The sequence below is a fragment of the Fructilactobacillus vespulae genome (genome assembly GCF_047324295.1).
Classification (GTDB): Bacteria; Bacillota; Bacilli; order Lactobacillales; family Lactobacillaceae; genus Fructilactobacillus; species Fructilactobacillus vespulae.
In genome coordinates, this window is record NZ_CP137138.1 from 784200 (window position 1) to 811077 (window position 26878).

The following is a 26878-nucleotide window of genomic DNA, read 5'->3' on the forward strand; positions in this document are numbered from 1 at the left end:
TTGGAGGAGATAATTAGATGATTGTTTTATCAGGAACGATTGGGGCAGGGAAAACCTCCCTTACTACTTTGTTAGCAGAACATTTGGATGCACCAGCATTTTACGAATCAGTGGATGATAATAAAATTTTGCCACTGTTTTATCAAGATCCTAAAAAGTATGCCTTTTTATTACAAATTTATTTTTTGAATAAACGATTAGATTCAATTAAGGAAGCTAACCAAAATAAATTAAGTGTAATGGATCGCTCAATCTTTGAGGATTCCTTGTTATTCCATTTAAATGCAGATTTGGGTCGTTCAACCGATACCGAAGTAGAAATCTATGATTCGCTATTACAAAACATGTTAGAACCGTTACCAGAAACTGATTTTCAAAAGACACCGGACCTATTAATTTACATTAAGGTTTCTTTTGAAACGATGCTAAAAAGAATTCAAAAACGGGGTCGTTCTTACGAACAAATTGAAAATGACCAAGGACTTTATCAATACTATCAAGAATTAAATCAACGCTACGTAAAGTGGTATGAAGATTATGATTTGTCTCCTAAAATGGTGATTGATGGTGATCAATTCGACTTTATGTTGGATGATGATGCTAAACAAGCTGTTTTAGCTCAAGTTGATGAAAAATTAAAAGAAGTATTAGATTAAACGATTTGGGTGTTGTATAATATAGAAAAACAAACGAGTGCCTATCTAGTAGACTTACAGAGAGATAACGTTGCTGAGAGTTATCGGTCGAACATTCCAGCATTTAAAAAGGGCAGTTAATCCTGCACGGTGATTACCGTTACCAATCATAATTAAGGGCCTATTTGAGAATAAATAGGAACTTGGGTGGTACCGCGAAAAAAAGACCTTCGTCCCAATGACGAGGGTCTTTTTCTATACTCAAGGAGGAATTACAAATGTTAGATATGAAAATGATTCGTCAAAACGCTGACTGGTTTAAAGGTAAGATGGCCGATCGTGGCGTTGCGGGCGAAACAATTGATAAATTAATGAGTCTGGATGAACAACGAAGAGAGTTAATCGTGAAGAGCGAAACTTTAAAAGCAGAAAGAAATGAAGTTTCAGACCAAATTTCACAATTAAAACGAAACAAGGAAAATGCGGATGCTCCAATTAAGCGGATGCGTGAAGTGGGTGCTGAAATCAAACAACTTGATGTGGACTTAGAAAACATCAAGGCTGAACAAAATGATATTGAAGATCACCTACCTAACATTCCAAATGACGATGTTCCAGTTAGTTTGACCGAAGAAGGATCAGTGGAACTTCGCAAGGTGGGGGAACCCCGTCAATTTGACTTTAAACCAAAATCACACGATGAGATTGGGGAACAACTCGATATCTTGGACTTCAAACGGAGTGCTAAGGTAGCTGGAAGTCGGTTTGTGTACTACGTTGGAACGGGTTCAATCTTGGAAAGAGCCGTTTACAACTTCTATCTTGATCAAAACGATAAAGCTGGCTATACAGAAATCATCCCACCATACATGGTGAACTCAGATTCAATGTATGGAACCGGACAATTTCCTAAGTTTAAAGAAACCAAGGCTGGATTTGAAATCAAAGATAGTGATTTAACGATGATTCCAACTGCCGAAGTTCCTTTGGTAAACTACTATCGTGACGAAGTCATTCCTACCGAAAAACTTCCGGTTAAGTTTACTGCTTTATCACCAGCATTTCGTTCAGAAGCCGGAAGTGCTGGTCGTGATACTAAGGGATTAATCCGTTTACACCAATTTAATAAGGTGGAAATGGTGCAATTTACGAAACCAGAAGATTCTTGGGATGCCTTAGAAGACATTACTCACCAAGCAGAAACTTCATTACAAAAACTGGGAATTCCATATCACGTGATTACATTAACCAGTAGTGATATGAGTTTTACAGCCGCCATGACCCATGATATTGAAGTTTGGATGCCTTCACAAAACTGTTATCGTGAAATTTCAAGTTGTTCAAATACAACTGATTTCCAAGCTCGTCGGGCTCACATTCAATACCGTGATGAAAATGGTAAACTTCAATACGTGCACACTTTAAATGGATCAGGACTAGCGGTTGGAAGAACCGTTGCCGCAATTATCGAAAACTTCCAAAACGAAGATGGAAGTGTGAACGTTCCCGAAGCATTACAACCTTACATGCACGGTCTTAAGAAAATTACTAAGCAAGACTTGTTTTAATAATTAAAAAGAAGTTCAACGATTTCGTTGAGCTTCTTTTTTGCATGTATTAACCAAAAATGTTTTACTGGAACAACGATTTAAACAGAAGGGAGTCTATGATGGAAAAAGTATTTGTAATTGGGGCCCACGGACATGTGGGACAACAATTAGTGACTGAATTAACTAATGCGGGGATTGAAACCTATGCGGGACTTCGAGACCTGGAACAAGCATCAGATTTACAGAAAAGCGATTTAGTTAAACCAACTCAGTTTGATTTAAATGAACTACCCGATGAGATGAGTTCTCAATTAAAAGCTAGTGGAGCAGATGCAGTAGTCTTTAGTGCTGGTTCCGGTGGTAACACTGGTGATGATGCGACCTTGATGATTGATTTAGATGGGGCAGTCAAAGCGATGGAAGCAGCTAAAGACGCTGGGATTAAGCGTTTCATTATGATTAGTGCGGCTGCTAGTGATAATCGTAAACTTTGGGACCGGTCAGGACTTAAGCCATACATGATTGCGAAACACTATGCTGATCAAATTTTAGCTCATTCCGGATTGGACTATACGATTTTACGACCGGGTTCATTAACTAATGATGACCAGACCGGCCGAATCAAATTGGTCGGAGATTCAGATGCAGAAGTTGCTAACCTCTCCGTTGCCAGAGCGGATGTTGCTGCCGTTATTAAAACTATTTTGGATAATCCGGCAACCTATCAAAAGATTTATACTTTTGGAAGCGGTGCTAGTGAGATTGAAACGGCATTTGACTAAAAAAGATTTAGACCATGCGGTCTAAATCTTTTTTAGTTAGTAGGAATGTGGAGTTGAGCACTGTGGTTATTAATTTGATAATGAATTTTTTGATTTCCACGGTTAGTCATTTCAAAATCAGTCCCGTATAAGATTACTGCTAATTTTCGGCCGGCAGGAAGCTTATAAAAAGTTGGTTGAAATTTGAGGTGGATTTGATAAAACTGGTTTGGAACAATCGACTCATTGATTTGGGTAGAAGTTCGATTTTGTAGGTTTAAATGAACTTGTGAAATCATCTTAAAGGGTGTTTCAGCCTTCGCAAGTTTAAATTCACGAAGATTGTCGGTATACCAACGATAACCTAAGTGAACTCCCTTAGGTGCCAGGATTTGTGGATTAACTTCTAAGCGCTTGGCATCACCTAAATCAACTAGGGCAGCATGTAACATTCCCAGGTTTTGATCACTTGCGATTGCTAAATCTAGTTCAACTTCACCGTTAATGGTTAAATCATGTTCAAGTGAAGCTGATACAGAGGCAATTCGTTGCTCGGATAATTCGGGATTATTTAGGTCATATAAATGGTGCTTCCAAAGTTGAGCGGCTTGGCAATACTTTTGATATGACGCTTCTGGGAGTTCGTTTTTAAACTCTGATTTATCAAAATTAAGTGATTGGGTCACCACTTTATCTGATAACCAATTTTTAGGGGTAATCCAAGTGTCTTCGTCAACGTTATCTTGCACAATAACGTCCGGCAGAACTTGGTCAACGTGGTTTTTTACGCCATATAGTTTATTAGATAGCCAGAGATTGACAATGTCTGAAAAATCAAAGGAAGGAAAAGCGTTGATATAGACATGTTGACCTTGGTGTAAAATCAGTTTTTTGGAAATGGGGAGGTTTTGAATTCCTTGCCAAAATTCAGCTGGATTTCTTAACTTAACGTTCCAATCGTTGAGACCGTGGACCAGTAAGACGTCAGCGGTTACGTTTTTTAAATTTTTGCGATAGTTTCGGTCTTCCCAAAATTGGTTGTAACTACCGGTTTCTCGATCTTGATCAAGCTGCATTTGTTGTAAGTATTGGTCAAATGTTTTTTGGCTGGTTAAATAGTCACCCGGACGTAAACTCTTTGAGAAAGTTTCAGCCGCTAACACGTCCGCATCTTCTCCTTGAAAACCGCCGGGAGCGACGACCAGACCATTTTCTCGATAGTAGTCATACCAGGATGAAATCGCAGCTTCGGGGATGATGGTTTTTAAACCAGGCACTCCAGTGGTAGCAGCCGCAATTGCTAAAGTCCCAAGATACGAGCGCCCGGTCATGGAAATGTTTTGATTGCACCAACTAGCAGCGATTGCAATTTGATCAGTTCGATTGGTAAACGCAATCCGGTCGCCGTGCAACCATTCGATTACGGCAATCGTACTGGCAACTTGATAGTCATCGCCACAAGCTTGAAAGCCATCGGAATCAATGGTTCCGATTCCAGCGGCGTAAACACTTGCAAATCCGCGAACTAATAAGTAATCGTTTAAGGTATAACCGGGTTTAGGCGTGTGTGTTTCCGTTGTCGACTCGGTAGTTGATTTCGGTGCTTGCGCCTTACCGGTTCGTAGACTTGCACTACTTTGTAATGAAATGGTACCCGCTGGTTTTTCTGTTAACGGAACATCAACTGCATGAGTTAGGCGGTCACCAAAGGAATCGTTGACCCCTTGATCATATGGTGAAGCAGTATAGGCCACCGGCACTGGTTGATCTGAGGTAGGACGAGTAACTTCGACCTTGATTAAGTCATTGAATCCGTCGTTATCGGAATCAAAGTCAGTTTGCACGTAAACCGTTTCATAAAGAAAATCTTTGGTTAAGAAGGTTGCTTGTGCCTTACCGTTAAAAAAGAGGGGCTGATTTACAGAGATTTCATTTTGAGCGTAGTAGCCTTGAGCGGCTAGCTGATCTAAATAAGTTAATCCAAATTTAGTGTGGGTATTTAATAGTTGATACCAGTTGATTAAAACATCATCGCTAGTTTCAAAATGATTATGAAAGGAGACGTTAAGTTTTTGAGCAGATGCGGACGCCTCAGAAATGGCGAAATCAGCTTCTGCTTGAAAACCTAATAATTGCAATGCAATCAAGTTGAAATTTTCGGCAGTGATGGCGGTATTTGTAGCTAGAAAGTTTCCTAGAGTTTGAGTGGGACTAGCTAAATATTGATTTAACTGCTGGATTTGATTATTGCTACCTGATACTTGCCAAAAAGCGCGTTGAATTAATTTTTTTAACATTTCAATTGGAGAATTGGCGGTAGTGGGAAAGCCAATCTGAGTTAGCTCTGTTTTGATAATCCCAATTTCAGGGGTAGTCTTTGCAAATTGATTGATTTTCATAGTGGGACCTCCAAAGTTGTTTTTATTTATTGTATCTTTAATCGTTTAAGTTGGATATGTTAGTGTAAAATAATGAGTAGATTAATAGAATGAGGTTTAAAAATGACAAGAGATTTTATCAGTAAAGTAAATAACGAAGTAAAAGATACTCAGCTTCCCGATATTTATGGGTTTAGTGAACAGATTGGTAAAGTGCCGGACCTAATTAAGCTAACTCTCGGAGAACCAGACTTTCCAACCCCACAACACGTAAAGGATGCAGCAATTGCTGCCATTAATGATAATGATAGTCATTATACTGCTACTTGGGGTCGAATTGAAACCAGAAAGGCCGCGGCCGATTTTTTAAAAAATAAATATGATCTTAATTATGATCCAGCAACTCAATTAGTGGTTACCAATGGGGTTACTGAAGCAATGTATACGACGGTTAAAGCTTTTATTGGTGAAGGTGATGAAGTGATTATTCCCACTCCCGCCTTTCCGGTATACGATTCCTTGTTTACCTTAAATGGGGGAGAAATTGTGGAAGTTAGTACCCAACCGGATAATTTCTTGTTGACACCGGAACGTTTAGAAGAAGCGATTAAAAATCATCCAAACGCTAAAATGATTGTATTAAATTTCCCTTCTAATCCAACGGGAAGAACTTATAGTGAGGCTCAAATTAAAGCCTTAGCTGCTGTATTAGCAAAAACAGATTTGATTGTGGTTAGTGATGAAATTTATAGTGAATTGACCTATGGAACTACTCATACTTCCATTGCTAAATATCTGCCAGAACAAACCATCTTGTTTAATGGTTTATCGAAGTCACATGCGATGACCGGATGGAGAATCGGAATTTTTGCGGGTCCTGCCAACTTGGTAGAACAGATTGCAAAGGTTCATGAACTAGTAACAACTTCGGTAATGACGATTTCTCAATTTGCAGCAGAAGAAGCGTTTGCCAATGGACAAGATGATGCGAAACCAATGGTAGTTGAATACGAAAAACGCAGAAACTACTTACATGAGGAGTTAAATAAGTTAGGCTTTGAAAACGAACTTCCAGAAGGAGCTTTCTATATTTTTGCGAAAATTCCAGCGCACTTAAACCAAAATAGTTATGATTTTTGTTTAGAGGTTGCTAGAGAAGCAAAGGTGGGAATGATTCCAGGTGGTAGTTTTGGTAAGGGTGGCGAAGGCTACGTTCGTTTGAGTTATGCTACTAGCATGGAAAACATCAAAGAGGCCGTGAGTCGCTTGAAAAAATATGTAAAATAAAAAACGAGCAATTTTGCTCGTTTTTTGTTTTCTATTAAAAATAATGCTTAAGCTAAACCAGTAGCTTCCATACCATTTTTAGCAATTTCTTTTAATGTCTTAGCTGAAGAAGCCATCTTAGCTTTTTCTTCGTCACTAAGTGGAATTTCAAGAACGCTAGCAACACCGCTGGCATTAATAACAGCAGGAGTACCGATGTAAATGTCATCTAAACCGTATTGACCGTTCATTGGGGCACCAACGGGTAGAACAGCATTTTCATCACGTAAGATAGCACGTGAAATTCTCATTAATGAAGTACCAACACCGTAGAAAGTAGCACCTTTCAAGTTAATGATTTGGTAAGCTTTCTTTCTAGTTTCGTCTTCAAGTTTTAGTAAGTCGTCTTTAGTTACGTTGTATTTAGCAGCGTAGTCTAATAAAGGAACGTTACCAACAGTTGCTTCATCAATATCTGCAAATTCTGAATCACCGTGTTCACCTAGGATGTAAGCATCAACACTAGCTGGGTCAACGTTAAGTTTTTTAGCAACTGCAACGCGGAAACGACCAGTATCTAGTGAAGTACCTGAACCGATAACTTTTTCCTTAGGGAAGCCAGAAATCTTTTGAGTTGCGTAAGTTAATACATCAACTGGGTTAGCGGCAACTAAGAAGATACCGTCAAAACCTGAATCAACAACTGGTTTAACGATAGTTGATAAGATCTTAAGGTTTTTGTTTACTAGATCAAGTCTTGTTTCACCAGGCTTTTGAGGTGCACCAGCAGTAATAACTACTAAGTCAGCATCTTTACAGTCTGAGTAATCTCCAGAATAAATATTTTTAGGTGAAGTGTAAGGAGTAGCATCTTCTAAATCAAGTGCATCTCCTGTAGTTCTATCCTTGTTAATATCAACGATTACAAATTCTTCGGCAATTCCTTGTTGAACCATAGCGAATGCATATGAAGAACCAACAGCACCGTCACCAACTAAAACAACTTTTTGATGTTTTTCAGCCATAATAATCTTCCTTTCATACTCACTTATTTTATTTTTCGTACAGTAATATTGTAACATTTTCCCATAATTAAATCATTCTAAAGAGAATCGGGAATTCATAAAAAAAATTAACGAAAAATTCTAAAAACTGTTGACGATGTTTTGAATCGATGATATTATAAAATAGTTGTCAAATGAGTTATGTGATTCGCGACAACTTACCGATATCATTTTGGAGGATTAGCTCAGTTGGGAGAGCGTCTGCCTTACAAGCAGGATGTCACAGGTTCGAGCCCTGTATCCTCCATTATGAGCCGTTAGCTCAGCCGGTAGAGCATCTGACTTTTAATCAGAGGGTCGGCAGTTCGAACCTGCCACGGCTCATTGCACCATATTTTAATATTTTGCAAAAATAATATCATGCGGGCATGGCGGAATTGGCAGACGCGCTAGATTTAGGTTCTAGTATCTTCGTGATGTGGGGGTTCGAATCCCTTTGCCCGCATATTATTTTTGCCGACTTAGCTCAGTTGGCAGAGCGCGTCACTAGTAATGATGAGGTCGGAGGTTCGAATCCTCTAGTCGGCATTTATGCGGAAGTAGTTCAGTGGTAGAACGCCAGCTTGCCATGCTGGAGGTCGCGGGTTCGAATCCCGTCTTCCGCTTTTTGCGATTTGCCGGGGTGGCGGAATTGGCAGACGCACAGGACTTAAAATCCTGCGGTCAGTAATGACCGTACCGGTTCGATCCCGGTCCTCGGCATTTATTATTATATTATGCACCTATAGCGCAATTGGATAGAGTGTCTGACTACGAATCAGAAGGTTGTAGGTTCGACTCCTACTAGGTGCATCTTTTTTTCGGGAAGTAGCTCAGCTTGGTAGAGCACCTGGTTTGGGACCAGGGGGTCGCAGGTTCGAATCCTGTCTTCCCGATTTTATTTTAAATATCAGCTAAAACATCAAACTTTCGGTTTGGTGTTTTTTGTTTATGTAAATTAATTGTTTAATTACTAAAATGCTGCTATACTTTCAATTCTAACTAAGCATAACTTGGATTTAAAGTGACTTTCCTTGTCATTTAAGGTGGTTATTTATATAATTAAAGTCAAGATTAGTCAGAGATGAGATGATATTATGACAAGTCATAGTATGTCAGATACTATTGAAGAATATTTAAAGAAACTATTGGATTCTAGTGATGAAGAATTGCAAATCAGACGTTCTGATATTGCACAGTATTTTGATGTGGTTCCATCGCAAATTAATTATGTAATTAAGACCCGATTTAACCTAAAAGATGGTTTTATTGTCCAAAGTAAACGAGGTGGCGGCGGCTATATTCGAATTGAAAAAATTCGTTTGGTCCAAGAAGCCGATGTCTTCGATTCCTTAATTGCTGCGATTGGTGATTCAATCACCCAAAGAGACGAAGAAATAATCTTGAATACCTTGTTAGAAAATAAGCTCTTATCTAAAAGGGAAGTTAATTTAATTGCATCGATTTTAAAGCAAGAAGCCATTAATGTAGAAACTAAAATGGAAGAAAAAGTGCGTGCAAACATACTAGCTGCGCTCCTGCGTCGCATGAAGTATGAATGTTAGCCGAAAGGAGATTCTATTATGGAAGACTCGTTAACACCTAGTGCTAAACAAGTGCTTGTGATTGCTCAAGAACAAGCTAAAAAGTTCCAACACCAATCAGTGGGAACGGAACACTTGTTATTAGCGCTTAGTATTGAAAAAAACGGAATCGCTCATCAAACGCTTAGTCAATTAGCGGTTACTGAACAAGATATTAAAGAAGAAATTGAACAAATTGCTGGTTACGGTAACTTAAAAGTGGATAGTGATACTTATCTACCATACTCACCTAAAATGCGTGAAATAATCGCACTAGCAGGAAAGATTGCGAAGCAGTATGGAAGTGAGAGAGTAGGAACGGAACACCTACTACTTTCTTTAACTAATGAAAGCCAAATTGTTTCTTCACGAATTTTAAATAGTTTAGGAATCAGTCCTGATGACGTTCGTAAAATTACAATTCGGAAGATGGGGGTTCCAGATCAAGGAATACCCGGAAACGATGCCGGCAAACCCAAAAGTAAAACACCAACCCTTGATTCACTTGCTAGAGATTTAACCAAATCAGCGCGTGATGGCAATCTCGATCCAATCATAGGTCGTGACAAAGAGGTTCGCCGAGCAATTCAGATTTTGAGTAGAAGAACAAAGAACAATCCGGTTTTAATTGGTGAACCTGGAGTGGGTAAAACTGCGATTGCTGAAGGATTAGCTCAAAAAATTGTCGAAAAAAATGTTCCAGAAGATATGGTAAGCAAACGAATTATGATGCTAGAAATGGGAAGCTTAGTTGCTGGGACCAAGTATCGTGGTGAATTTGAAAACCGCTTGAAAAAAATTATTGAAGAAATTGAAACCAATGGAAATATAATTCTGTTTGTTGATGAGCTTCATACCTTAATTGGTGCCGGTGGTGCTGAGGGAGCAATTGATGCTTCTAACATTTTAAAACCCGCCTTGGCACGGGGAGACATCCAAATGATTGGGGCGACTACCCTAAATGAATACCAAAAGCACATTGAATCGGATGCGGCGTTAGAAAGACGTTTTGCGGTAATTCAGGTAGAAGAACCTAGTGTTTCAGAAGCAAAACAAATTTTGACGGGATTGCGCCCCCGTTATGAAGAACACCATCATGTGAAGATTACTGATGCAGCCATTAACGCGGCAGTTGATTTATCAAGCCGTTATATTAGTGGAAGATTCTTACCCGATAAGGCCATTGATTTGATGGATGAAGCAGCTGCAAAGGTTCGTATCGATCAAATGGATGATCCAAATGAATTGATGGATAAACAAAAAGAATTAGAGAAATTGAAGTTGCAAAAGGACCAAGCAATTGAAAATCAAGAGTTTGACGACGCTGTGTCACTTCGAGCTGCAGAACAAAAGTTAGCAGCAGAATTACAAGACTTAATGCAAAAGGATGAAGAACAAAGAACGAAGGAAAACCAACAACATGATTATCCTTTAGAAGAAGATTCTGAAGATGTTGCGCAAATTGTTGCTGAATGGACTGGAATTCCAGTGACTCATCTAACTAAGAGTGATGCGAAACGGTTGGTTAACTTTGAAAAAGTTCTCCATGACCAAGTGATTGGTCAAGACGAAGCAGTTTCTGCAGTGGCTAAGGCAGTTCGAAGAGCTCGTAGTGGCTTGAAGGATCCTAATCGTCCGATTGGTTCGTTTATTTTCCTTGGACCAACTGGGGTAGGGAAGACTGAACTAGCAAAAGACCTAGCGCAAGAAATGTTTGGTTCAAAAGACGACGTTATTCGAGTTGACATGACTGAGTTTATGGAAAAGTACTCTAGCAGCCGGTTAGTTGGTTCTGCGCCTGGTTACGTTGGTTACGAAGAAGGTGGCCAGTTAACGGAAAAGGTCCGGAAGCATCCTTACTCAGTTGTCCTACTAGATGAAGTTGAAAAAGCTCATCCTGATATTTTTAATTTACTATTGCAAGTTTTAGATGATGGTTTCTTGACCGATTCTAAGGGCCGCAAGGTTGATTTTAGAAATACCATTATAATTATGACTTCTAATTTAGGTGCTTCTGCACTTCGAGATCAAAAGACGGTTGGTTTTGGAGAACAGGTTAAGGATAATCACGATGACGAAATGAAAAAAGTGATTGAAGAAGAAACTAAAAAGTTCTTTAAGCCTGAATTTCTAAACCGAATTGATGAAGTAGTCGTATTCCACAGTTTAACTAAGGATCAACTTCATCAAATTGTAAAATTAATGACAAAAGAGTTAGTTGCTCGAGTAACTAAGCAAGGATACTCCGTTAAAATTACACCAGCTGCAATTGAAGTAGTGGTCAAGAAGGGTTACAACCCTGAATATGGAGCACGTCCGCTTAGAAGAGCAATCCAAAGTGAAATTGAAGATCCGTTGAGTGATGCTTTATTAATGGGCAAATTTAACGAAGGTCAACAAATTACAATTGGAGCTAAAAAAGGCAAAGTGGTAATCACTGCAAAAGACTAATTAATATAGAAGAAACACCATTGCGATGGTGTTTTTTTATTGACATAAACTAATTGCTGCTGTACCATAATGGTGTATATATTGTAAATTAAAATGAATTATTACGATCTATTGTCCGTAATAGTCTTTATAGCGAGCCAAAAGTAGAAAATTGATTCTATTTTTGGATTTTTTTTGCTTAAAAATCGCTTTTTGAGCAAATTGTAATCAAACTGTAACATTTTAATTTTAAGGATTGTTTTTAAGGAGGGTAAACGACTTGGCAGATAACGTTAAAGATAACAAGCCAGAAGAAGCAGTGGCTGGAAACGTAGTTAAGTACGGTAAGCACAGAACTCGTAGAAGTTATGCCAGAATCAAAAAGGTTTTGGATCTCCCTAACTTAATCGAGGTGCAAACTAACTCATACAACTGGTTCCTAGATGAAGGTCTCCGTGAGATGTTTAAAGACATCATGCCAATCGACGATTTCCAAGGTAAACTATCATTGGATTTTGTTGATTACCAATTATTAGAACCTAAATACACTGTTGCTGAAGCTCGTGCTCACGAAGTTAACTACTCAGCACCATTGCACGTAAAACTAAAACTTACTAATCACGAAACTGGTGAAATTAAAACCCAAGATGTATTCTTTGGTGATTTACCACTAATGACTGATCAAGGTACTTTCATTATTAATGGTGCCGAACGAGTAATTGTTTCTCAATTAGTTCGTTCACCAGGTGCCTACTACCACAAAGAATTGGATAAAAATGGTCGTGAACTATTTGACGCTACCATTATTCCTAACCGTGGTGCTTGGATGGAATTTGCTATTGATGCTAAGAATGTTTCATACATTCGTATCGATAGAACTAGAAAATTACCAATTACTGAATTAGTTCGTGCCCTAGGTTTTGGATCAGATGACGAAATTACTGAAATTTTTGGTAATACTAATGACAGTCTTACCCTTACCTTAGAAAAAGATGTTCATAAAGATGCTAGTGATACTAGAACTGAAGAAGCTTTAAAAGATATTTATGAACGTTTGCGTCCTGGTGAACCTAAGACTGCTGAATCATCACGTAATCTTTTAACTACTAGATTCTTTGATCCACAACGTTATGACATGGCCCCAGTTGGTCGTTACAAAACCAACGAAAAACTTAGCCTTAAGAACCGTTTAATGGGTCTTACATTAGCTGAAACTCTAGCTGACCCAGAAACTGGTGAAATCATCGCTAAGAAGGGTGATGTAGTTGACAAAGAAGTGATGAAAGCTTTAGCTCCACACTTAGCTAATAAAGAATTTAAAGCATACACTTTCACACCAGCTGCTGAAGCAGTGGTTACTGATCCTGTTACTGTTCAAATTATTAAAGTTTACTCAAACAAAGAACCAGAAAAAGTGGTTCCTTTAGTTGGAAACGACAACATCAGCTTAGATTACAAGCACATCACTCCAGCTGATATGTTAGCTCAAGTTAACTACTTCTTTAACCTTCAAGAAGGAATCGGAGCAGTTGATGATATTGATCACTTGAGTAACCGTCGAGTACGTTCAGTTGGTGAATTACTTCAAAACCAATTTAGAATTGGTTTATCACGAATGGAAAGAGTTGTTCGTGAAAGAATGTCAATTCAAGATTCTGCAACCGTAACTCCTCAACAACTAATTAACATTCGTCCAGTTGTGGCTTCTGTTAAGGAATTCTTTGGTTCATCACAACTTTCACAATTCATGGATCAAACTAACCCATTGGGAGAATTAACTCACAAACGTCGTCTATCTGCCCTTGGACCTGGTGGTATTACACGAGACCGTGCCGGATACGAAGTTCGAGACGTTAACTATACCCACTATGGTCGTGTTTGTCCGATTGAAACTCCCGAAGGTCCAAACATCGGTTTGATTAACTCATTCTCTGGTTACGCTCGCGTAAACAAGTATGGATTTATCGAATCACCATACCGTCGTGTGGACTGGACTACTCACAAAGTTACTGACAAGATTGATTACTTAACTGCCAGTGATGAAGATAAGTACGTTATTGCCCAAGCCAATACACCACTTAATGAAGATGGTTCATTTAAAGATGAAGAAGTAATGGCTAGAGATAAGGCTGAATATGTTGAAGCCGATATCAATAACGTAGACTACATGGACGTTTCTCCAAAACAAGTTGTTTCAGTTGCCACTGCATGTATTCCTTTCTTGGAAAACGATGATTCTAACCGTGCCCTAATGGGATCAAACATGCAACGTCAAGCGGTTCCTTTGATTAATCCACATGCTCCACTAGTTGGAACTGGAATGGAATACAAGACCGCCCATGATTCTGGAGTTGCTAAGATTGCTAAATATCCTGGTACTGTAGAATACGTTGATGCAACCATTGTTAAAGTTCGTCGTGATAATGGAACCCTTGATTCATACGAACTAACTAAGTTTATGCGTTCAAATAATGGTATGAACTATAACCAAACTCCAATCGTTAAGACTGGTGATCACGTTGATGCTGATGAAATTATTGCCGATGGTCCAGCAATGGAAAACGGTGAATTAGCATTAGGTCAAAACCCAACGGTTGCCTTCATGACTTGGCAAGGTTATAACTTCGAAGATGCCATTGGTATTAGTGAAAAATTAGTTAAAGAAGATGCATATACTTCAATTCATATTGAAGAATACGAATCAGAAACTCGTGACACTAAACTTGGACCTGAAGAAATGACTCGCGAAATTCCAAACGTCGGAGAAGATGCTCTTAAGGATCTTGATGATAACGGAATCGTTAGAATTGGTGCTGAAGTTCATGATGGAGACATTTTAGTTGGTAAGGTTACTCCAAAAGGGGTTACTGAACTATCGTCTGAAGAACGTTTACTTCACGCAATCTTTGGTGAAAAATCACGAGAAGTTAGAGATACTTCACTACGAGTTCCTCATGGTGCTGATGGAGTTGTGCAAGACGTTAAGGTCTTTTCACGTGAAAACGGTGATGAACTACAACCAGGAGTTAACAAGATGGTTCGAGTTTACATCGCCCAAAAACGTAAACTTCAAGTCGGTGATAAGATGGCCGGTAAGCACGGTAACAAGGGTACTGTTTCAATTGTGATCCCTGAAGAAGACATGCCATTCTTACCAGATGGAACTCCAATCGATATCTTATTAAGTCCCATGGGTGTGCCTTCACGGATGAACATTGGACAAGTGCTTGAAATGCACTTAGGTATGGCCGCTAAGAAATTAGGAATTCACGTTTCAAGTCCTGTATTTGATGGTGCAACTAGTAATGATGTTTGGGCTGCCGTTAAAGAAGCCGGAATGGCTAAAGATGGTAAGTCAGTTGTTTACGATGGTCGTACCGGTGAACCATTTGACAAGCGAATTGCCGTTGGTATCATGGGTTACCTTAAGTTGAACCATATGTCAGAAGATAAGATCCATGCTAGATCAATTGGACCTTACTCACTTGTTACGCAACAACCACTTGGTGGTAAAGCCCAATTTGGGGGACAACGTTTTGGTGAAATGGAAGTTTGGGCCCTTGAAGCTTATGGGGCAGCTCATACTCTTCAAGAAATCCTAACTTACAAATCTGATGACGTGGTTGGTCGTGTTAAAACATACGAAGCCATCGTTAAGGGTGAACCAATTCCAAAGCCAGGTGTTCCTGAATCATTCCGAGTATTGGTTAAAGAATTACAAGCTCTAGGTCTTGATATGCAAGTGCTTGGCTCAGACCAAAAGGCAATTGATATCCGTGACATGGACGAAGATGAAGACATCGTTAACGTAAATGCACTTAACAAGATTGCTAAAGAACAAAACGAAAACAAAGAAGAAACTGATCAAACTGAAGCTACTAAAGTAGTTGATGATAACAATGATCAAAATGACAACAATAACTAATAAAGGAGGGAAAGCCAATGGTTGATGTTAACAAATTCAAAAGTATGCAAGTTGGGCTTGCATCTCCTGAAACAATTCGTAGTTGGTCTTTTGGTGAAGTTACTAAACCAGAAACCATTAACTACCGAACTTTAAAACCTGAAAAAGATGGTTTGTTCGATGAACGAATCTTCGGTCCTAGTAAGGACTGGAAGTGTGCCTGTGGTAAGTACAAAGGAATCCGTTATAAAGGAATCGTTTGTGATCGCTGTGGAGTTGAAGTAACTAGATCAAAAGTTCGTCGTGAACGTATGGGTCATATCGAACTTGCTGCACCAGTAACTCACATCTGGTACTACAAAGGTATCCCAAGTAGAATGGGACTTGTTTTAAACATGAGTCCTCACGCACTTGAAGAAATTATTTACTTTGCTTCATACGTAGTTGTTGATCCTGGTAACACTCCAATGGAAAAGAAACAACTATTATCAGAACAAGAATACCGTGATAAGAAACGTGAATACGGTAGTCGTTTTGACGCTCAAATTGGTGCCGAAGGAATTCGTGCTTTATTAGATAGCGTTGAAGTAGAAAAAGAAGTTACTGAACTAAAAGAAGAACTTAAAAAAGCAACTGGTCAAAAACGTACTCGTGCAATTCGTCGTTTAGACATCTTAGAAGCCTTTTTAACTTCTGATAACAGTTTAGGTTGGATGGTACTGGATGCAATTCCAATTATTCCACCTGATCTTCGTCCGATGGTTCAACTTGAAGGTGGCCGTTTTGCCACTTCAGACTTGAATGATTTATACCGTCGTGTAATTAACAGAAATAATCGTCTAAAACGTTTATTAGACTTACATGCTCCAGGTATCATCGTGCAAAACGAAAAGAGAATGTTACAAGAAGCAGTTGATGCTTTAATTGATAACGGTCGTCGTGGTCGTCCAGTTGCCGGTCCCGGTAACCGTCCATTGAAGTCACTTTCTCACTTGCTTAAAGGTAAGCAAGGTCGTTTCCGTCAAAACTTACTTGGTAAACGTGTTGATTACTCTGGTCGTTCTGTTATTGATGTTGGTCCTTGGTTGAAACTTAGCCAAATGGGACTACCAGTTCAAATGGCTCTAGAATTGTTCAAACCATTTATCATGCATGAATTAGTTGAACGTGGCTTGGCTTCAAACGTTAAGAACGCTAAGAGTGAAATTGAACGTAAAGATGACGTGGTCTTCAACGTGTTACCTTACGTAATCAAAGAACACCCAGTTCTATTGAACCGTGCCCCTACCTTGCATAGACTTGGTATTCAAGCCTTTGAACCAGTACTAGTTAGTGGTAAATCAATGCGTCTTCACCCACTAGTTTGTGCTGCTTATAACGCCGATTTTGATGGTGACCAAATGGCCATTCACGTTCCTTTATCAGATGAAGCCCAAGCAGAATCAAGATTATTAATGGCTGCCGCAGGTCATATCTTGGCACCAAAAGATGGAAAACCAGTTGTGGCTCCATCACAAGATATGGTTATTGGTAACTACTACTTGACTCTTGAAGAAGCTAACCGTGAAGGTGAAGGAATGATCTTCAACGATCCAAACGAAGTTGAAGTGGCTTACCGTGATGGATTAGTTCACTGGCACAGTCGAATTGGAATTCCAGCATCTGCCTACCCAGAAAAACCATTTACTGATGATCAAAAAGATAAGATTATGGTTACTTCAGTTGGTAAGATTATTTTCAATGAAATCCTTCCCAAAGACTTCATTTACCTAAACGAACCAACTGAAACTAACTTGAATGGTTTTGTTCCTGATAGCTACTTCTTGAAACCAGGAGAAGATATCCACGAACATCTTGATAACGTTGAACCAGTTCGCGCATTCAAGAAAGGCTTCTTATCAGATATTATTGCCGAAGTTTACAACCAATATAAGGTTACTGAAACTTCAGAATTACTTGATAGAATTAAAGACTTAGGTAACGATGAATCAACTAAATCTGGTTTAACGGTGGGAATGTCTGACATCACTAACCTAGAAGAAAAACCAGGTATCGTTGCTGAAGGTCACAAAAAAGTTGCTACAATTACTAAGCAATTCCGTCGTGGTTTGATTACTGACCAAGAACGTTATGAACGAGTTGTTTCCGTATGGAACGACGCTCGTGACCAACTTCAAGGTGTGTTATTAGATAACTTCGACCCAGAAAACCCAATCTTTATGATGAGTGATTCTGGAGCCCGTGGTAACATCTCAAACTTTAGTCAACTTGCTGGTATGCGTGGATTGATGGCATCTCCTGATGGTAAAATCATGGAACTTCCAATCACATCTAACTTTAGAGAAGGTATGTCTGTCCTAGAAATGTTTATTTCTACCCACGGTGCCCGTAAAGGTATGACCGATACGGCCTTGAAGACTGCCAACTCTGGTTACTTAACTCGTCGACTAGTTGATGTTGCCCAAGATGTTATCATTCGTGAACGTGAATGTGGAACTGATCGTGGTCTAGTTGTTCGTGCCATTAAAGAGGGTAACGAAATGATCGAACCTCTTTATGACCGAATTCTTGGTAGAAATGCCATGAAGAAAGTTAAGAATCCTGAAACTGGTGAAATCATTGTTAACAGAAACGAAATGATTGATGACAAGAAGGCACAAGAAATTGTGGATGCCGGAATTGAATCAGTTGAAATTCGTTCAGCATTTACTTGTAATACTCCTCACGGGGTTTGTGAAATGTGTTATGGTCAAAACTTAGCAACTGGTGATAACGTTGAAGTTGGTGAAGCAGTAGGTACTGTTGCTGCTCAATCAATTGGTGAACCAGGTACTCAGTTGACTCTTCGTACTTTCCATACCGGTGGGGTTGCAAGTAACACTGATATCACGCAAGGTCTTCCTCGAGTTCAAGAAATTTTCGAAGCACGTAATCCTAAGGGTAAATCAACCATTAGTGAGGTTACCGGTGTGGTTGAATTAATTGAAGAAGATCCTGCTGAAGGAGTTAAAGAAGTTACCATCCAAGGTAAGTCTGATACTCGTAAGTACAAAGTCCCAATGATTGCACGAATGAGAGTTGCTGAAGGTGACACTGTTCGTCGTGGTGATGCTTTAAATGAAGGTTCAATTGATCCTAAGGAACTTCTTAAGATTAGAGATACCTTATCAACTGAAACTTACCTTCTTACTGCGGTTCAAGAAGTTTACCGTAGACAAGGGGTGGAAGTTAACGATAAGCATGCCGAAATCATGGTTAGACAAATGCTTCGTAAAGTTCGGGTTATGGATCCCGGTAGTACCGATATCCTTCCAGGAACTTTAATTGATATTGATGACTTTAAGGAACGTAACGCTAAGACAGTTATGGCTGGTAAAGTTCCTGCCACTGCTCGTCCAGTGTTACTTGGTATTACCAAGGCTGCCCTTGAAACTAACAGTTTCTTATCAGCTGCTTCCTTCCAAGAAACTACTCGTGTTCTTACTGATGCCGCAATTCGTGGTAAGGTTGACCCATTAATTGGTCTTAAAGAGAACGTTATTATTGGTAAGTTACTTCCAGCTGGTACTGGTGTTCATGAATATGAAGACATTCAACCAGAAGAAATTAACACTATCAGTAATGAAAGTGTAGCTGCTGGATCAGATAACGTAACTGAATCTGATGCAGATGATTTAACTAAATAGTTAAAATAAAAAAAGACGATTACATAGTAATCGTCTTTTTTGTTACGCTGAGTTAGAAATTAGTCTTTAAATTCAACTTTATTATTAGCTAGTGATTTAATTCTTGCGAGGGATTTTACTTGGTATCCATGTTCTTTCAACCAATCTGCTCCCGGTTGGAAAGATTTTTCAATCACAATTCCAATGCCGGAAACGGAAGCCTTAACTTGATTACAAATGTTAATCAGTCCCTTAGTGGCTTCACCGTTGGCTAGGAAATCATCAATAATTAATACTTTATCAGTTGAGTTTAAAAATTGTTTTTCAATATAAATTTGATTTGTAGTTTGCTTTGTATATGAATAAACTTCTGCTGCATAAACGTTATCTTGAACGGTTAATGATTTATTCTTTTTAGCAAAAACCACCGGGAGATTCATCACCAATCCAGTCATTACAGCAGGGGCAATTCCGGAAGTTTCCACGGTAATAATTTTAGTAATTCCAAACTCTTTAAAATAATCGGCAAATTCTTTTCCCACCTGATACATTAGTGCTGGATCAACTTGATGATTTAGAAATGAATTAACTTTCAAAATATTGCCGGGTAAAACAGTTCCTTTGTCTAAAATTGCTTTTTCTAGTTCTTGCATAGCTTCCTCCTAAATACGTCTTTTAAAATCCTAATTAAAGAAGATTATCCATTTATTGATCAATAGATTGGCCAATAATCCAAAATAGAGATAGGGAACTAAAGGAATCACTTTAATACGTTTAATTATACAACTAATTAAGGCGAATATTGAAGCTATTAATACTGTTTTTGTTAAGATTAACGGGTCGAAATTGATAACAATCGCTAAAAATACATCTAAATCACCGTTTCCGATGAATTTTAAGAAATGATTGGCAATCGTTAAAATGAGATAGACCAGCAAAGTTAGTCCTAAACCTAATGAAGAAATCTGATTATTTAGAAAAGCAAACGTAAATAGCGGTAGTAAATAAAATCCGGGGAATTCAAAGCTGAATAAGTCAAACAGACTAATGATTTGTAAAGTTATTAAAAAGAGAGCTTGAGACCAAGTGAAATTGATTAAAACGATTCCCGCAGCAAGTTCGTACCAGAAAAGATAGAAGGGGAGCTTGATCTGACAGGTTCGACATCTTCCTAATAGAAATAAATAACTAAAAACTGGAATTAACTCATACCAACTAAGAGTTCGGTAACAAAACTCACAGTGAGATCGACCACAAATAAAATTTTCCTTTGCAATTGATCGACTAACCAAAACGTTTAAAAAAGAACCAATAATACAGCCGCACATAAAAAAATATATTTTCATAACATCACCTCTAAAATAAATACGTAAAACCCTTTTGACTTTAGTAATTGACAGTGTTATCATTGTTTACGTGCTTAAAAACTTAAGTGATTGTTTATAAAAAATGGTCCGCCTGGATGAGTGGACTTAAAATAATTTTACGAAAGGAGGACTTTTTAGATGCCTACAATTAACCAATTAGTTAGAAACGGTCGTAAATCTAGAAGTTCTAAATCAAAATCCCCAGCTCTTGGCTTCGGATATAACAGTTACAAGAAAAAACAAACGAGTAATGCTGCACCACAAAAACGTGGAGTTGCAACTCGTGTGGGAACTATGACTCCTAAGAAACCTAACTCTGCCTTACGTAAGTATGCTCGTGTTCGTCTTTCAAACTTGTTAGAAGTTACTGCATACATTCCAGGTATTGGTCATAACTTACAAGAACATAGTGTTGTTTTAATTCGTGGTGGTCGTGTTAAAGATTTACCTGGGGTTAGATATCATGTTGTTCGTGGTGCTTTAGATACTGCCGGTGTTTCAGATCGTCGTCAAAGTCGTTCTAAATACGGTACTAAGAGACCAAAAGCTAAGAAATAATATAATATTTAATTAAGGAGGACTTTTAGATGCCTAGAAAAGGAAAAGTTCAAGAACGTGAAATCCTTCCAGATCCAATTTACAACTCAAAGTTGGTAAGTAAATTAATTAACCACTTGATGTTGGATGGTAAGAGAGGTACTGCATCAGAAATCTTATACGGTGCATTTGATCAAATTAAAGAAACTACTGGTAACAACCCAGTTGAAGTTTTCGAAGAAGCAATGAAAAACATTATGCCAGTACTTGAAGTTAAAGCTCGCCGTGTTGGTGGTTCTAACTACCAAGTTCCAATTGAAGTTCGTCCAGCAAGAAGAACTACTTTAGGTCTTCGTTGGTTAGTTAACTACTCACGTCTTCGTGGTGAACACACTATGATTGACCGTCTAGCTAAAGAAATCATCGATGCTTCAAATAACACTGGTGCAGCTGTTAAGAAGCGTGAAGATACACACAAAATGGCAGAAGCAAACCGTGCATTTGCTCACTACCGTTGGTAATATAATCGCTGCTTAATTAGCGAAAGCGGGTGGCTAAGTAATTTTAGCCACTTTTTTAGAACTATTTGATTTTTAAAGGAGTTAAAAATGGCTAACAAACGTGAATTCCCTTTAGCTAAAACACGTAATATTGGTATCGTTGCCCATATTGATGCTGGTAAGACAACTACTACTGAACGTGTTTTATACTACACAGGTAAAGTTCATAAAATTGGTGAAACCCATGATGGTGCTTCACAAATGGATTGGATGGAAGAAGAAAAAGAACGTGGTATTACTATTACATCAGCTGCTACCACTGCTGAATGGAAAGGTAACCGAGTTAACATCATTGATACCCCAGGACACGTTGACTTTACTGTCGAAGTAGAACGTTCACTTCGTGTTCTTGATGGTGCTGTTGCTGTTCTTGATGGACAAGCCGGTGTTGAACCTCAAACAGAAACTGTTTGGCGTCAATCATCGGATTTCGATGTTCCTCGTATTGTATTCATTAACAAAATGGATAAAGTGGGAGCTAACTTCGATTTCTCAGTTCAATCAATGAAGGACCGTCTTGGTGCTAACGCTGTTCCGGTTCAAGTTCCAATTGGTGCTGAATCAGAATTTGCCGGTGTTATCGATCTTATCGAAATGAAAGCATACGTTTACGATGAAGATAAAGAAGGATCAAAATGGGATGTTTATGATATTCCAGAAGATTACAAAGAAAAAGCTCAAGAAGCTCACGATAACTTAATTGAATCAGTTGCTGATGTTAACGATGACATTATGGACAAATTCCTTGGTGGAGAAGAAATCACTAAGGATGAACTTAAAGCAGCTATTCGTGATGCTACCATCAACCTTAAAATGTACCCAGTATTTGCTGGTTCAGCATTTAAGAACAAGGGTGTTCAAATGATGATGGATGGGGTTGTTGACTACCTTCCATCACCACTTGATGTTCGTCCTTACACTGCCATTGACCCAGAAACTGACGAAGAAGTTCAAGTTCGTGCCAACGATAAAGAACCCTTCGCTGCCTTGGCATTTAAGGTTGCAACTGACCCATTCGTTGGTCGTTTAACATTTATTCGTGTTTACCGTGGTTCCCTTGAATCAGGTTCATACATTTTAAATGCAACTAAAGACAAACGTGAACGTGTTGGTCGTTTAGTGCAAATGCACTCAAACAACCGTCAAGAAATTCCAGAAGTTTTCTCAGGTGATATTGCCGGTGCAATTGGTTTGAAGAACACTACTACTGGTGATTCTCTAACTGACCCAGATCACCCATTACACCTTGAATCAATGGAATTCCCAGAACCAGTTATCGAAGTTGCGGTTGAACCAAAAACTAAGGCTGACCAAAACAAGATGAACACTGCTCTTCAAAAATTATCAGAAGAAGATCCTACTTTCCGTGCACAAACTAATCCAGAAACTGGACAAACTGTTATTGCCGGAATGGGAGAACTTCACCTTAACATCATCATTGAACGTATGAAGCGTGAATTTGGTGTTGATGCTACTATCGGTGAACCACAAGTTGCTTACCGTGAAGCATTTACTAAACAAGTTGAAGCACAAGGTAAGTTTGTGCGTCAATCTGGTGGTAAAGGTCAATATGGTGATGTTTGGGTTGAATTCACTCCAGGTGAAGAAGGTTCAGGATTTGAATTCGAAGATGCCATCGTTGGTGGGGTTGTTCCTCGTGAATACATTCCATCAGTTGAACAAGGTATCAAAGAATCAATGGAAAACGGTGTGCTTGCCGGATTCCCACTTATTGATATGAAAGCCAAATTATTCGATGGTAGTTACCACGATGTCGATTCTAGTGAATCTGCCTTCAAGATTGCTGCTTCAATTGCATTGAAGGAAGCTGCTAAAAAAGCCGCTCCAGTTATCTTGGAACCAATCATGAAAGTTGATATCCGTGTACCAGAAGAATACATGGGTGATGTTATGGGACAAGTTACTGCTCGTCGTGGTAACGTTGAAGGTATGGAAGCACAAGATAATGCACAAAACATCCATGCTAATGTTCCTCTTTCAGAAATGTTTGGTTATGCAACTGACTTACGTTCTGCAACTCAAGGTCGTGGTACTTTCGTAATGTCATTTGATCACTACACTGCTGTTCCTAAGAATATCCAAGAAGATATTATTAAGAAAAACGGTGGAGAAGCTTAATTAAATAATTAAAAAAGATTCGCTAATTTATTTTAGTGAATCTTTTTTGTATATAGCGGTAAAACCCTTGCAACCATTGTTATTTTGCGATATCATATAATAGTATCTTTTGTTAGGGCAGACTGTGCCCTAAACAAAATTTAAATAAGCAATGATGTAAAAGATTGCGGCACACCCGGCCGCTTTGCCATGGCTATGGATGTCGGTAACTTTTACGGAGTTAGTCTTAAAATGATAATAGACGAAGGAGGGAAAAAAATGGCAAAAGAAAAAATCCGTATTCGCTTAAAGGCGTACGAACACCGCAGTTTAGATCAAGCTGCTGATAAAATTGTTGCTACTGCACAAAGAACAGGTGCCGCTATTTCAGGTCCAATTCCATTGCCCACTGAAAGAGCACTTTATACAGTGTTAGCTTCACCATTCAAATACAGTAAAGAGCAAGAACAATTTGAAATGTTAACTCACAAACGTTTAATTGATATTTTGAACCCAACACCAAAAACTGTTGATTCATTAATGAAGTTAGACTTACCAAGTGGTGTTGATATCGAAATCAAATTATAATACACAATATTGGAGGTGTACTCATGATCAAAAAAGGAATCTTAGGTAAGAAAGTTGGTATGACTCAAGTTTTCGCTGAAAACGGTGAGTTGGTCCCAGTTACTGTTGTTGACGTAACTCCTAACGTTGTTTTACAAGTTAAAAACAACGAAACAGATGGATACGAAGCAGTTCAACTTGGATTTGACGAAAAACGTGCAGTGTTGAGTAACAAACCTGAACAAGGACATGCTAAAAAAGCTGACACAACTCCTAAGCGCTTCATTCGTGAAATCAGTGAAGTCGACTTAGACAGTTACAAAGTCGGTGATGAAGTTAAGGCTGACACATTTGCAGCTGGAGACTCAGTTGACGTTACTGGTGTTACAAAAGGTCATGGATACCAAGGTAATGTTCACAAAGATGGTCAACGTCGTGGACCAGAAACTCACGGTTCAAGATATCACCGTCGCCCAGGTTCACTTGGTATTATCATTAACCGTGTTGTTAAAGGTATGAAATTACCAGGTCGTATGGGTAACAAAACAGTTACAATTCAAAACCTTGAAATCGTTAAAGCAGATGTTGAAAACAACGTATTGTTAATTAAGGGAAATGTTCCTGGTGCTAACAAATCACTTGTTACTGTTCGTACATCTGTTTGCGAAACAAGAAAATAAAGAAAGGAGGAACCGCAAATGACAAGCGTATCATTATACAAACAAGATGGTAGTAAAAACGGATCAGTTGATCTTAATGAAAACATCTTCGGTATTGAACCAAACGAAAACGTGGTATTTGACACAGTTGTAATGCAAAGAGCTTCACAACGTCAAGGTACTAACGGAGTTAAGACTAGAGGCCAAGTTTCTGGTGGTGGTAAGAAACCATGGAGACAAAAAGGTACAGGTCGTGCTCGTCAAGGTTCTATTCGTTCACCACAATGGGTTGGCGGTGGAGTAGTATTTGGACCAACAACTCGTTCATATAGCTACCACCTTCCTAAGAAGGTTACTAGATTAGCTGTTAAATCTGTTCTTTCAGAAAAAGTTGCAAACGATAACTTTGTTGTTGTTGACTCATTGAGTTTCGACGCACCAAAGACTAAAGACTTTGCTGCTTTACTAAAGAACCTTGATGCAGATGCTAAGACATTAGTAGTTTTGGAAGATTTAAACGATAATGTTGCTCGTTCAGCAAAAAACATTAAAAATGTTCAAGTGATTAGTGCCAAAGGTGTTAACGCTCTTGATATTTTAAATGCTAAAAAAGTCGTTATTACCAAAGCTGCTCTTTCTCAAGTAGAGGAGGTGCTCGCATAATGGAAGCACGAGATATCATTTTACGTCCAGTAATCACTGAAGCTTCAACTGATCGTATGGACGACAAAAAGTATACATTTGATGTTGATTTACGAGCAAACAAAAACCAAATCAAAAATGCTGTTGAAGCTATTTTTGGTGTAAGTGTTGCTAAAGTTAACGTAATGAACGTTAGAGGTAAAGAAAAACGCCAAGGTCGTTTCGTAGGTTTCACTAAGAAACGTCGTAAAGCAATCGTTACCTTAACAAACGATTCTGAAGAAATTAAGTTATTTTCTGAAGAATAATCTAAGTAGAGGAGGAAAACAACGTGGTTTTAAAGAAATATAAACCAACGACTAATGGTCGTCGTAATATGACTAGTATTGACTACAGTACTATTACAACTAACAAGCCTGAAAAGAGCTTAGTTCAAGCTAACTCAAAAAGAGCTGGTCGTAACAACTCAGGTCGTATGACAGTTCGTCATCGTGGTGGTGGTAACAAACACTTATACCGTGTGATTGACTTCAAACGTAACACTGACGATGTTAAGGCAACAGTTAAAACTATTGAATATGATCCAAACAGAACCGCAAACATTGCGTTAATCGTATATGAAAACGGTATTAAGTCATATATTCTTGCTCCTAAGGGATTAAAAGTTGGAGATGTAGTTGAATCCGGTGTTAATGCTGACATTAAAACTGGTAACGCACTTCCACTTAAAAACATTCCTGCTGGAACAACAATTCACAATATCGAATTAAAACCTGGTAAAGGTGGTCAATTGGCTCGTTCAGCTGGTAACTCAGCTCAACTATTAAGTAGCGAACCAGACAGCAAGTACTCACTTGTTAAATTACCTTCTGGTGAAGTTAGAATGATTCTTTCTGTTTGTCGTGCCACAATTGGTACTATCGGAAACGAAGAACACTCACTTATCAACTGGGGTAAAGCAGGTCGTACTCGTTACCGTGGTCAAAGACCTCACGTTCGTGGATCTGTAATGAACCCTAACGATCACCCTCATGGTGGTGGTGAAGGTAAAGCACCTGTTGGTTACCCATCTCCTTTGTCACCTTGGCACAAGAAGACTGCTGGTAAGAAGACCCGTTCTAAGAGCGCACGTTCAAACAAATTTATTGTTCGTCGTCGTAAAGGTTCAAAGATGTAATTTGATTGCAGCTTGATAAAAGACTTAATAGAGGAG

Annotated in this window: 20 protein-coding genes and 8 tRNA genes; 24 read left to right on the forward strand and 4 right to left on the reverse strand. The window is 38.7% G+C overall.

The genetic code is table 11. The features are described from left to right. The first annotated feature begins 17 nt into the window (after nucleotides 1-17). The 3 genes from R4B61_RS03665 to R4B61_RS03675 all read left to right on the forward strand — a co-directional run bounded on the left by R4B61_RS03665 (nucleotide 18) and on the right by R4B61_RS03675 (nucleotide 2967). Nucleotides 18-656 carry a deoxynucleoside kinase gene (locus R4B61_RS03665; RefSeq protein ID WP_413626961.1) on the forward strand — a complete coding sequence of 213 codons (639 nt, stop codon included), beginning with the start codon at nucleotides 18-20 and terminating at the stop codon, nucleotides 654-656. Nucleotides 657-913: 257 nt separating this feature from the next. Next, a complete protein-coding gene (gene serS, locus R4B61_RS03670) occupies nucleotides 914-2203 on the forward strand; it encodes a serine--tRNA ligase (protein ID WP_413626962.1) in 1290 nt (429 codons plus the stop codon). Between the two features lie 98 nt (nucleotides 2204-2301). Continuing rightward, the gene (locus R4B61_RS03675; protein ID WP_413626963.1) at nucleotides 2302-2967 is read left to right on the forward strand and encodes an SDR family oxidoreductase; all 666 of its coding nucleotides are present in this window, start codon (nucleotides 2302-2304) and stop codon (nucleotides 2965-2967) included. Between the two features lie 32 nt (nucleotides 2968-2999). Here R4B61_RS03675 and R4B61_RS03680 read toward each other — a convergent pair whose 3' ends face one another. Beyond that, entirely contained in the window at nucleotides 3000-5345 is a 2346-nt protein-coding gene (locus R4B61_RS03680) for a Xaa-Pro dipeptidyl-peptidase (protein ID WP_413626964.1), read from the reverse strand. A gap of 102 nt (nucleotides 5346-5447) precedes the next feature. Here R4B61_RS03680 and R4B61_RS03685 point away from each other — a divergent pair, with 102 nt between their 5' ends. Continuing rightward, nucleotides 5448-6611, forward strand: coding sequence for an aminotransferase class I/II-fold pyridoxal phosphate-dependent enzyme (locus R4B61_RS03685; protein ID WP_413626965.1), 1164 nt, complete (start codon nucleotides 5448-5450; stop codon nucleotides 6609-6611). 47 nt (nucleotides 6612-6658) lie between these two features. Here the strand turns inward: R4B61_RS03685 and R4B61_RS03690 are convergent, their stop codons facing one another. Then, entirely contained in the window at nucleotides 6659-7615 is a 957-nt protein-coding gene (locus R4B61_RS03690) for an L-lactate dehydrogenase (RefSeq protein ID WP_413626966.1), read from the reverse strand. Nucleotides 7616-7828: 213 nt separating this feature from the next. On the opposite strand from R4B61_RS03690, the gene R4B61_RS03695 reads away from it, so the two are divergent. The 12 genes from R4B61_RS03695 to rpoC all read left to right on the forward strand — a co-directional run bounded on the left by R4B61_RS03695 (nucleotide 7829) and on the right by rpoC (nucleotide 19236). Beyond that, nucleotides 7829-7901 (forward strand) — tRNA-Val (locus R4B61_RS03695). A 4-nt stretch (nucleotides 7902-7905) separates the two neighbouring features. Then, nucleotides 7906-7978, forward strand: a tRNA-Lys gene (locus R4B61_RS03700). Nucleotides 7979-8016: 38 nt separating this feature from the next. Further along, nucleotides 8017-8099: transfer RNA gene (locus R4B61_RS03705), tRNA-Leu, on the forward strand. Between the two features lie 10 nt (nucleotides 8100-8109). After that, nucleotides 8110-8182 (forward strand) — tRNA-Thr (locus R4B61_RS03710). Between the two features lie 5 nt (nucleotides 8183-8187). Next, nucleotides 8188-8259, forward strand: a tRNA-Gly gene (locus R4B61_RS03715). Nucleotides 8260-8270: 11 nt separating this feature from the next. Beyond that, nucleotides 8271-8356, forward strand: a tRNA-Leu gene (locus R4B61_RS03720). Nucleotides 8357-8372: 16 nt separating this feature from the next. After that, nucleotides 8373-8446 (forward strand) — tRNA-Arg (locus R4B61_RS03725). Between the two features lie 9 nt (nucleotides 8447-8455). Beyond that, a tRNA-Pro gene (locus tag R4B61_RS03730) sits at nucleotides 8456-8529 on the forward strand. Nucleotides 8530-8730: 201 nt separating this feature from the next. Next, nucleotides 8731-9198 carry a CtsR family transcriptional regulator gene (locus R4B61_RS03735; protein ID WP_413626967.1) on the forward strand — a complete coding sequence of 156 codons (468 nt, stop codon included), beginning with the start codon at nucleotides 8731-8733 and terminating at the stop codon, nucleotides 9196-9198. 18 nt (nucleotides 9199-9216) lie between these two features. Further along, nucleotides 9217-11667 (forward strand): ATP-dependent Clp protease ATP-binding subunit, encoded by a 2451-nt coding sequence (locus tag R4B61_RS03740; protein ID WP_413626968.1) that lies wholly within the window; start codon nucleotides 9217-9219, stop codon nucleotides 11665-11667. A gap of 298 nt (nucleotides 11668-11965) precedes the next feature. After that, complete coding sequence (locus tag R4B61_RS03745) at nucleotides 11966-15571, forward strand: DNA-directed RNA polymerase subunit beta (protein WP_413628288.1); 3606 nt, start codon at nucleotides 11966-11968, stop codon at nucleotides 15569-15571. 17 nt (nucleotides 15572-15588) lie between these two features. Further along, nucleotides 15589-19236, forward strand: coding sequence for a DNA-directed RNA polymerase subunit beta' (gene rpoC / locus R4B61_RS03750; protein WP_413626969.1), 3648 nt, complete (start codon nucleotides 15589-15591; stop codon nucleotides 19234-19236). Between the two features lie 59 nt (nucleotides 19237-19295). Here rpoC and R4B61_RS03755 read toward each other — a convergent pair whose 3' ends face one another. Next, nucleotides 19296-19868, reverse strand: a complete 573-nt coding sequence (locus tag R4B61_RS03755; RefSeq protein ID WP_413626970.1) for a xanthine phosphoribosyltransferase — start codon at nucleotides 19866-19868, stop codon at nucleotides 19296-19298. 30 nt (nucleotides 19869-19898) lie between these two features. Continuing rightward, entirely contained in the window at nucleotides 19899-20561 is a 663-nt protein-coding gene (locus R4B61_RS03760) for a prepilin peptidase (protein WP_413626971.1), read from the reverse strand. 159 nt (nucleotides 20562-20720) lie between these two features. Between R4B61_RS03760 and rpsL the strand changes: the two genes are divergently transcribed. From rpsL to rplB, 8 genes are all read left to right on the forward strand, one after another. Continuing rightward, nucleotides 20721-21140, forward strand: a complete 420-nt coding sequence (gene rpsL / locus R4B61_RS03765; RefSeq protein WP_413626972.1) for a 30S ribosomal protein S12 — start codon at nucleotides 20721-20723, stop codon at nucleotides 21138-21140. Nucleotides 21141-21169: 29 nt separating this feature from the next. After that, nucleotides 21170-21640, forward strand: coding sequence for a 30S ribosomal protein S7 (gene rpsG / locus R4B61_RS03770; RefSeq protein WP_413626973.1), 471 nt, complete (start codon nucleotides 21170-21172; stop codon nucleotides 21638-21640). Nucleotides 21641-21727: 87 nt separating this feature from the next. After that, the gene (gene fusA, locus R4B61_RS03775) at nucleotides 21728-23818 is read left to right on the forward strand and encodes an elongation factor G (protein ID WP_413626974.1); all 2091 of its coding nucleotides are present in this window, start codon (nucleotides 21728-21730) and stop codon (nucleotides 23816-23818) included. Nucleotides 23819-24076: 258 nt separating this feature from the next. Then, a complete protein-coding gene (rpsJ, locus tag R4B61_RS03780; protein WP_413626975.1) occupies nucleotides 24077-24385 on the forward strand; it encodes a 30S ribosomal protein S10 in 309 nt (102 codons plus the stop codon). A 23-nt stretch (nucleotides 24386-24408) separates the two neighbouring features. Next, the gene (rplC, locus tag R4B61_RS03785) at nucleotides 24409-25044 is read left to right on the forward strand and encodes a 50S ribosomal protein L3 (RefSeq protein ID WP_413626976.1); all 636 of its coding nucleotides are present in this window, start codon (nucleotides 24409-24411) and stop codon (nucleotides 25042-25044) included. Between the two features lie 18 nt (nucleotides 25045-25062). After that, the gene (gene rplD / locus R4B61_RS03790; protein WP_413626977.1) at nucleotides 25063-25686 is read left to right on the forward strand and encodes a 50S ribosomal protein L4; all 624 of its coding nucleotides are present in this window, start codon (nucleotides 25063-25065) and stop codon (nucleotides 25684-25686) included. Beyond that, complete coding sequence (rplW, locus tag R4B61_RS03795; RefSeq protein WP_413626978.1) at nucleotides 25686-25973, forward strand: 50S ribosomal protein L23; 288 nt, start codon at nucleotides 25686-25688, stop codon at nucleotides 25971-25973. Before rplD ends, rplW begins: the two co-directional genes overlap by 1 nt. Before the next feature lie 23 nt (nucleotides 25974-25996). Continuing rightward, on the forward strand, nucleotides 25997-26842 hold the full coding sequence (gene rplB, locus R4B61_RS03800) for a 50S ribosomal protein L2 (protein WP_413626979.1): 846 nt from the start codon (nucleotides 25997-25999) through the stop codon (nucleotides 26840-26842). Nucleotides 26843-26878: the final 36 nt, after the last annotated feature.

Bases quoted from the DNA above. Each gene is read 5' to 3' on its own strand.
- rplW (WP_413626978.1), top strand. From the start codon at position 25,686: ATGGAAGCACGAGATATCATTTTACGTCCAGTAATCACTGAAGCTTCA.
- rpoC (WP_413626969.1), top strand. From the start codon at position 15,589: ATGGTTGATGTTAACAAATTCAAAAGTATGCAAGTTGGGCTTGCATCT.
- serS (WP_413626962.1), top strand. From the start codon at position 914: ATGTTAGATATGAAAATGATTCGTCAAAACGCTGACTGGTTTAAAGGT.
- rpsJ (WP_413626975.1), top strand. From the start codon at position 24,077: ATGGCAAAAGAAAAAATCCGTATTCGCTTAAAGGCGTACGAACACCGC.
- R4B61_RS03735 (WP_413626967.1), top strand. From the start codon at position 8,731: ATGACAAGTCATAGTATGTCAGATACTATTGAAGAATATTTAAAGAAA.
- R4B61_RS03690 (WP_413626966.1), bottom strand. From the start codon at position 7,615: ATGGCTGAAAAACATCAAAAAGTTGTTTTAGTTGGTGACGGTGCTGTT.
- rplC (WP_413626976.1), top strand. From the start codon at position 24,409: ATGATCAAAAAAGGAATCTTAGGTAAGAAAGTTGGTATGACTCAAGTT.
- rplD (WP_413626977.1), top strand. From the start codon at position 25,063: ATGACAAGCGTATCATTATACAAACAAGATGGTAGTAAAAACGGATCA.
- R4B61_RS03665 (WP_413626961.1), top strand. From the start codon at position 18: ATGATTGTTTTATCAGGAACGATTGGGGCAGGGAAAACCTCCCTTACT.
- R4B61_RS03740 (WP_413626968.1), top strand. From the start codon at position 9,217: ATGGAAGACTCGTTAACACCTAGTGCTAAACAAGTGCTTGTGATTGCT.
- R4B61_RS03685 (WP_413626965.1), top strand. From the start codon at position 5,448: ATGACAAGAGATTTTATCAGTAAAGTAAATAACGAAGTAAAAGATACT.
- R4B61_RS03675 (WP_413626963.1), top strand. From the start codon at position 2,302: ATGATGGAAAAAGTATTTGTAATTGGGGCCCACGGACATGTGGGACAA.
- R4B61_RS03760 (WP_413626971.1), bottom strand. From the start codon at position 20,561: ATGAAAATATATTTTTTTATGTGCGGCTGTATTATTGGTTCTTTTTTA.
- fusA (WP_413626974.1), top strand. From the start codon at position 21,728: ATGGCTAACAAACGTGAATTCCCTTTAGCTAAAACACGTAATATTGGT.
- rpsL (WP_413626972.1), top strand. From the start codon at position 20,721: ATGCCTACAATTAACCAATTAGTTAGAAACGGTCGTAAATCTAGAAGT.
- R4B61_RS03680 (WP_413626964.1), bottom strand. From the start codon at position 5,345: ATGAAAATCAATCAATTTGCAAAGACTACCCCTGAAATTGGGATTATC.
- R4B61_RS03755 (WP_413626970.1), bottom strand. From the start codon at position 19,868: ATGCAAGAACTAGAAAAAGCAATTTTAGACAAAGGAACTGTTTTACCC.
- rpsG (WP_413626973.1), top strand. From the start codon at position 21,170: ATGCCTAGAAAAGGAAAAGTTCAAGAACGTGAAATCCTTCCAGATCCA.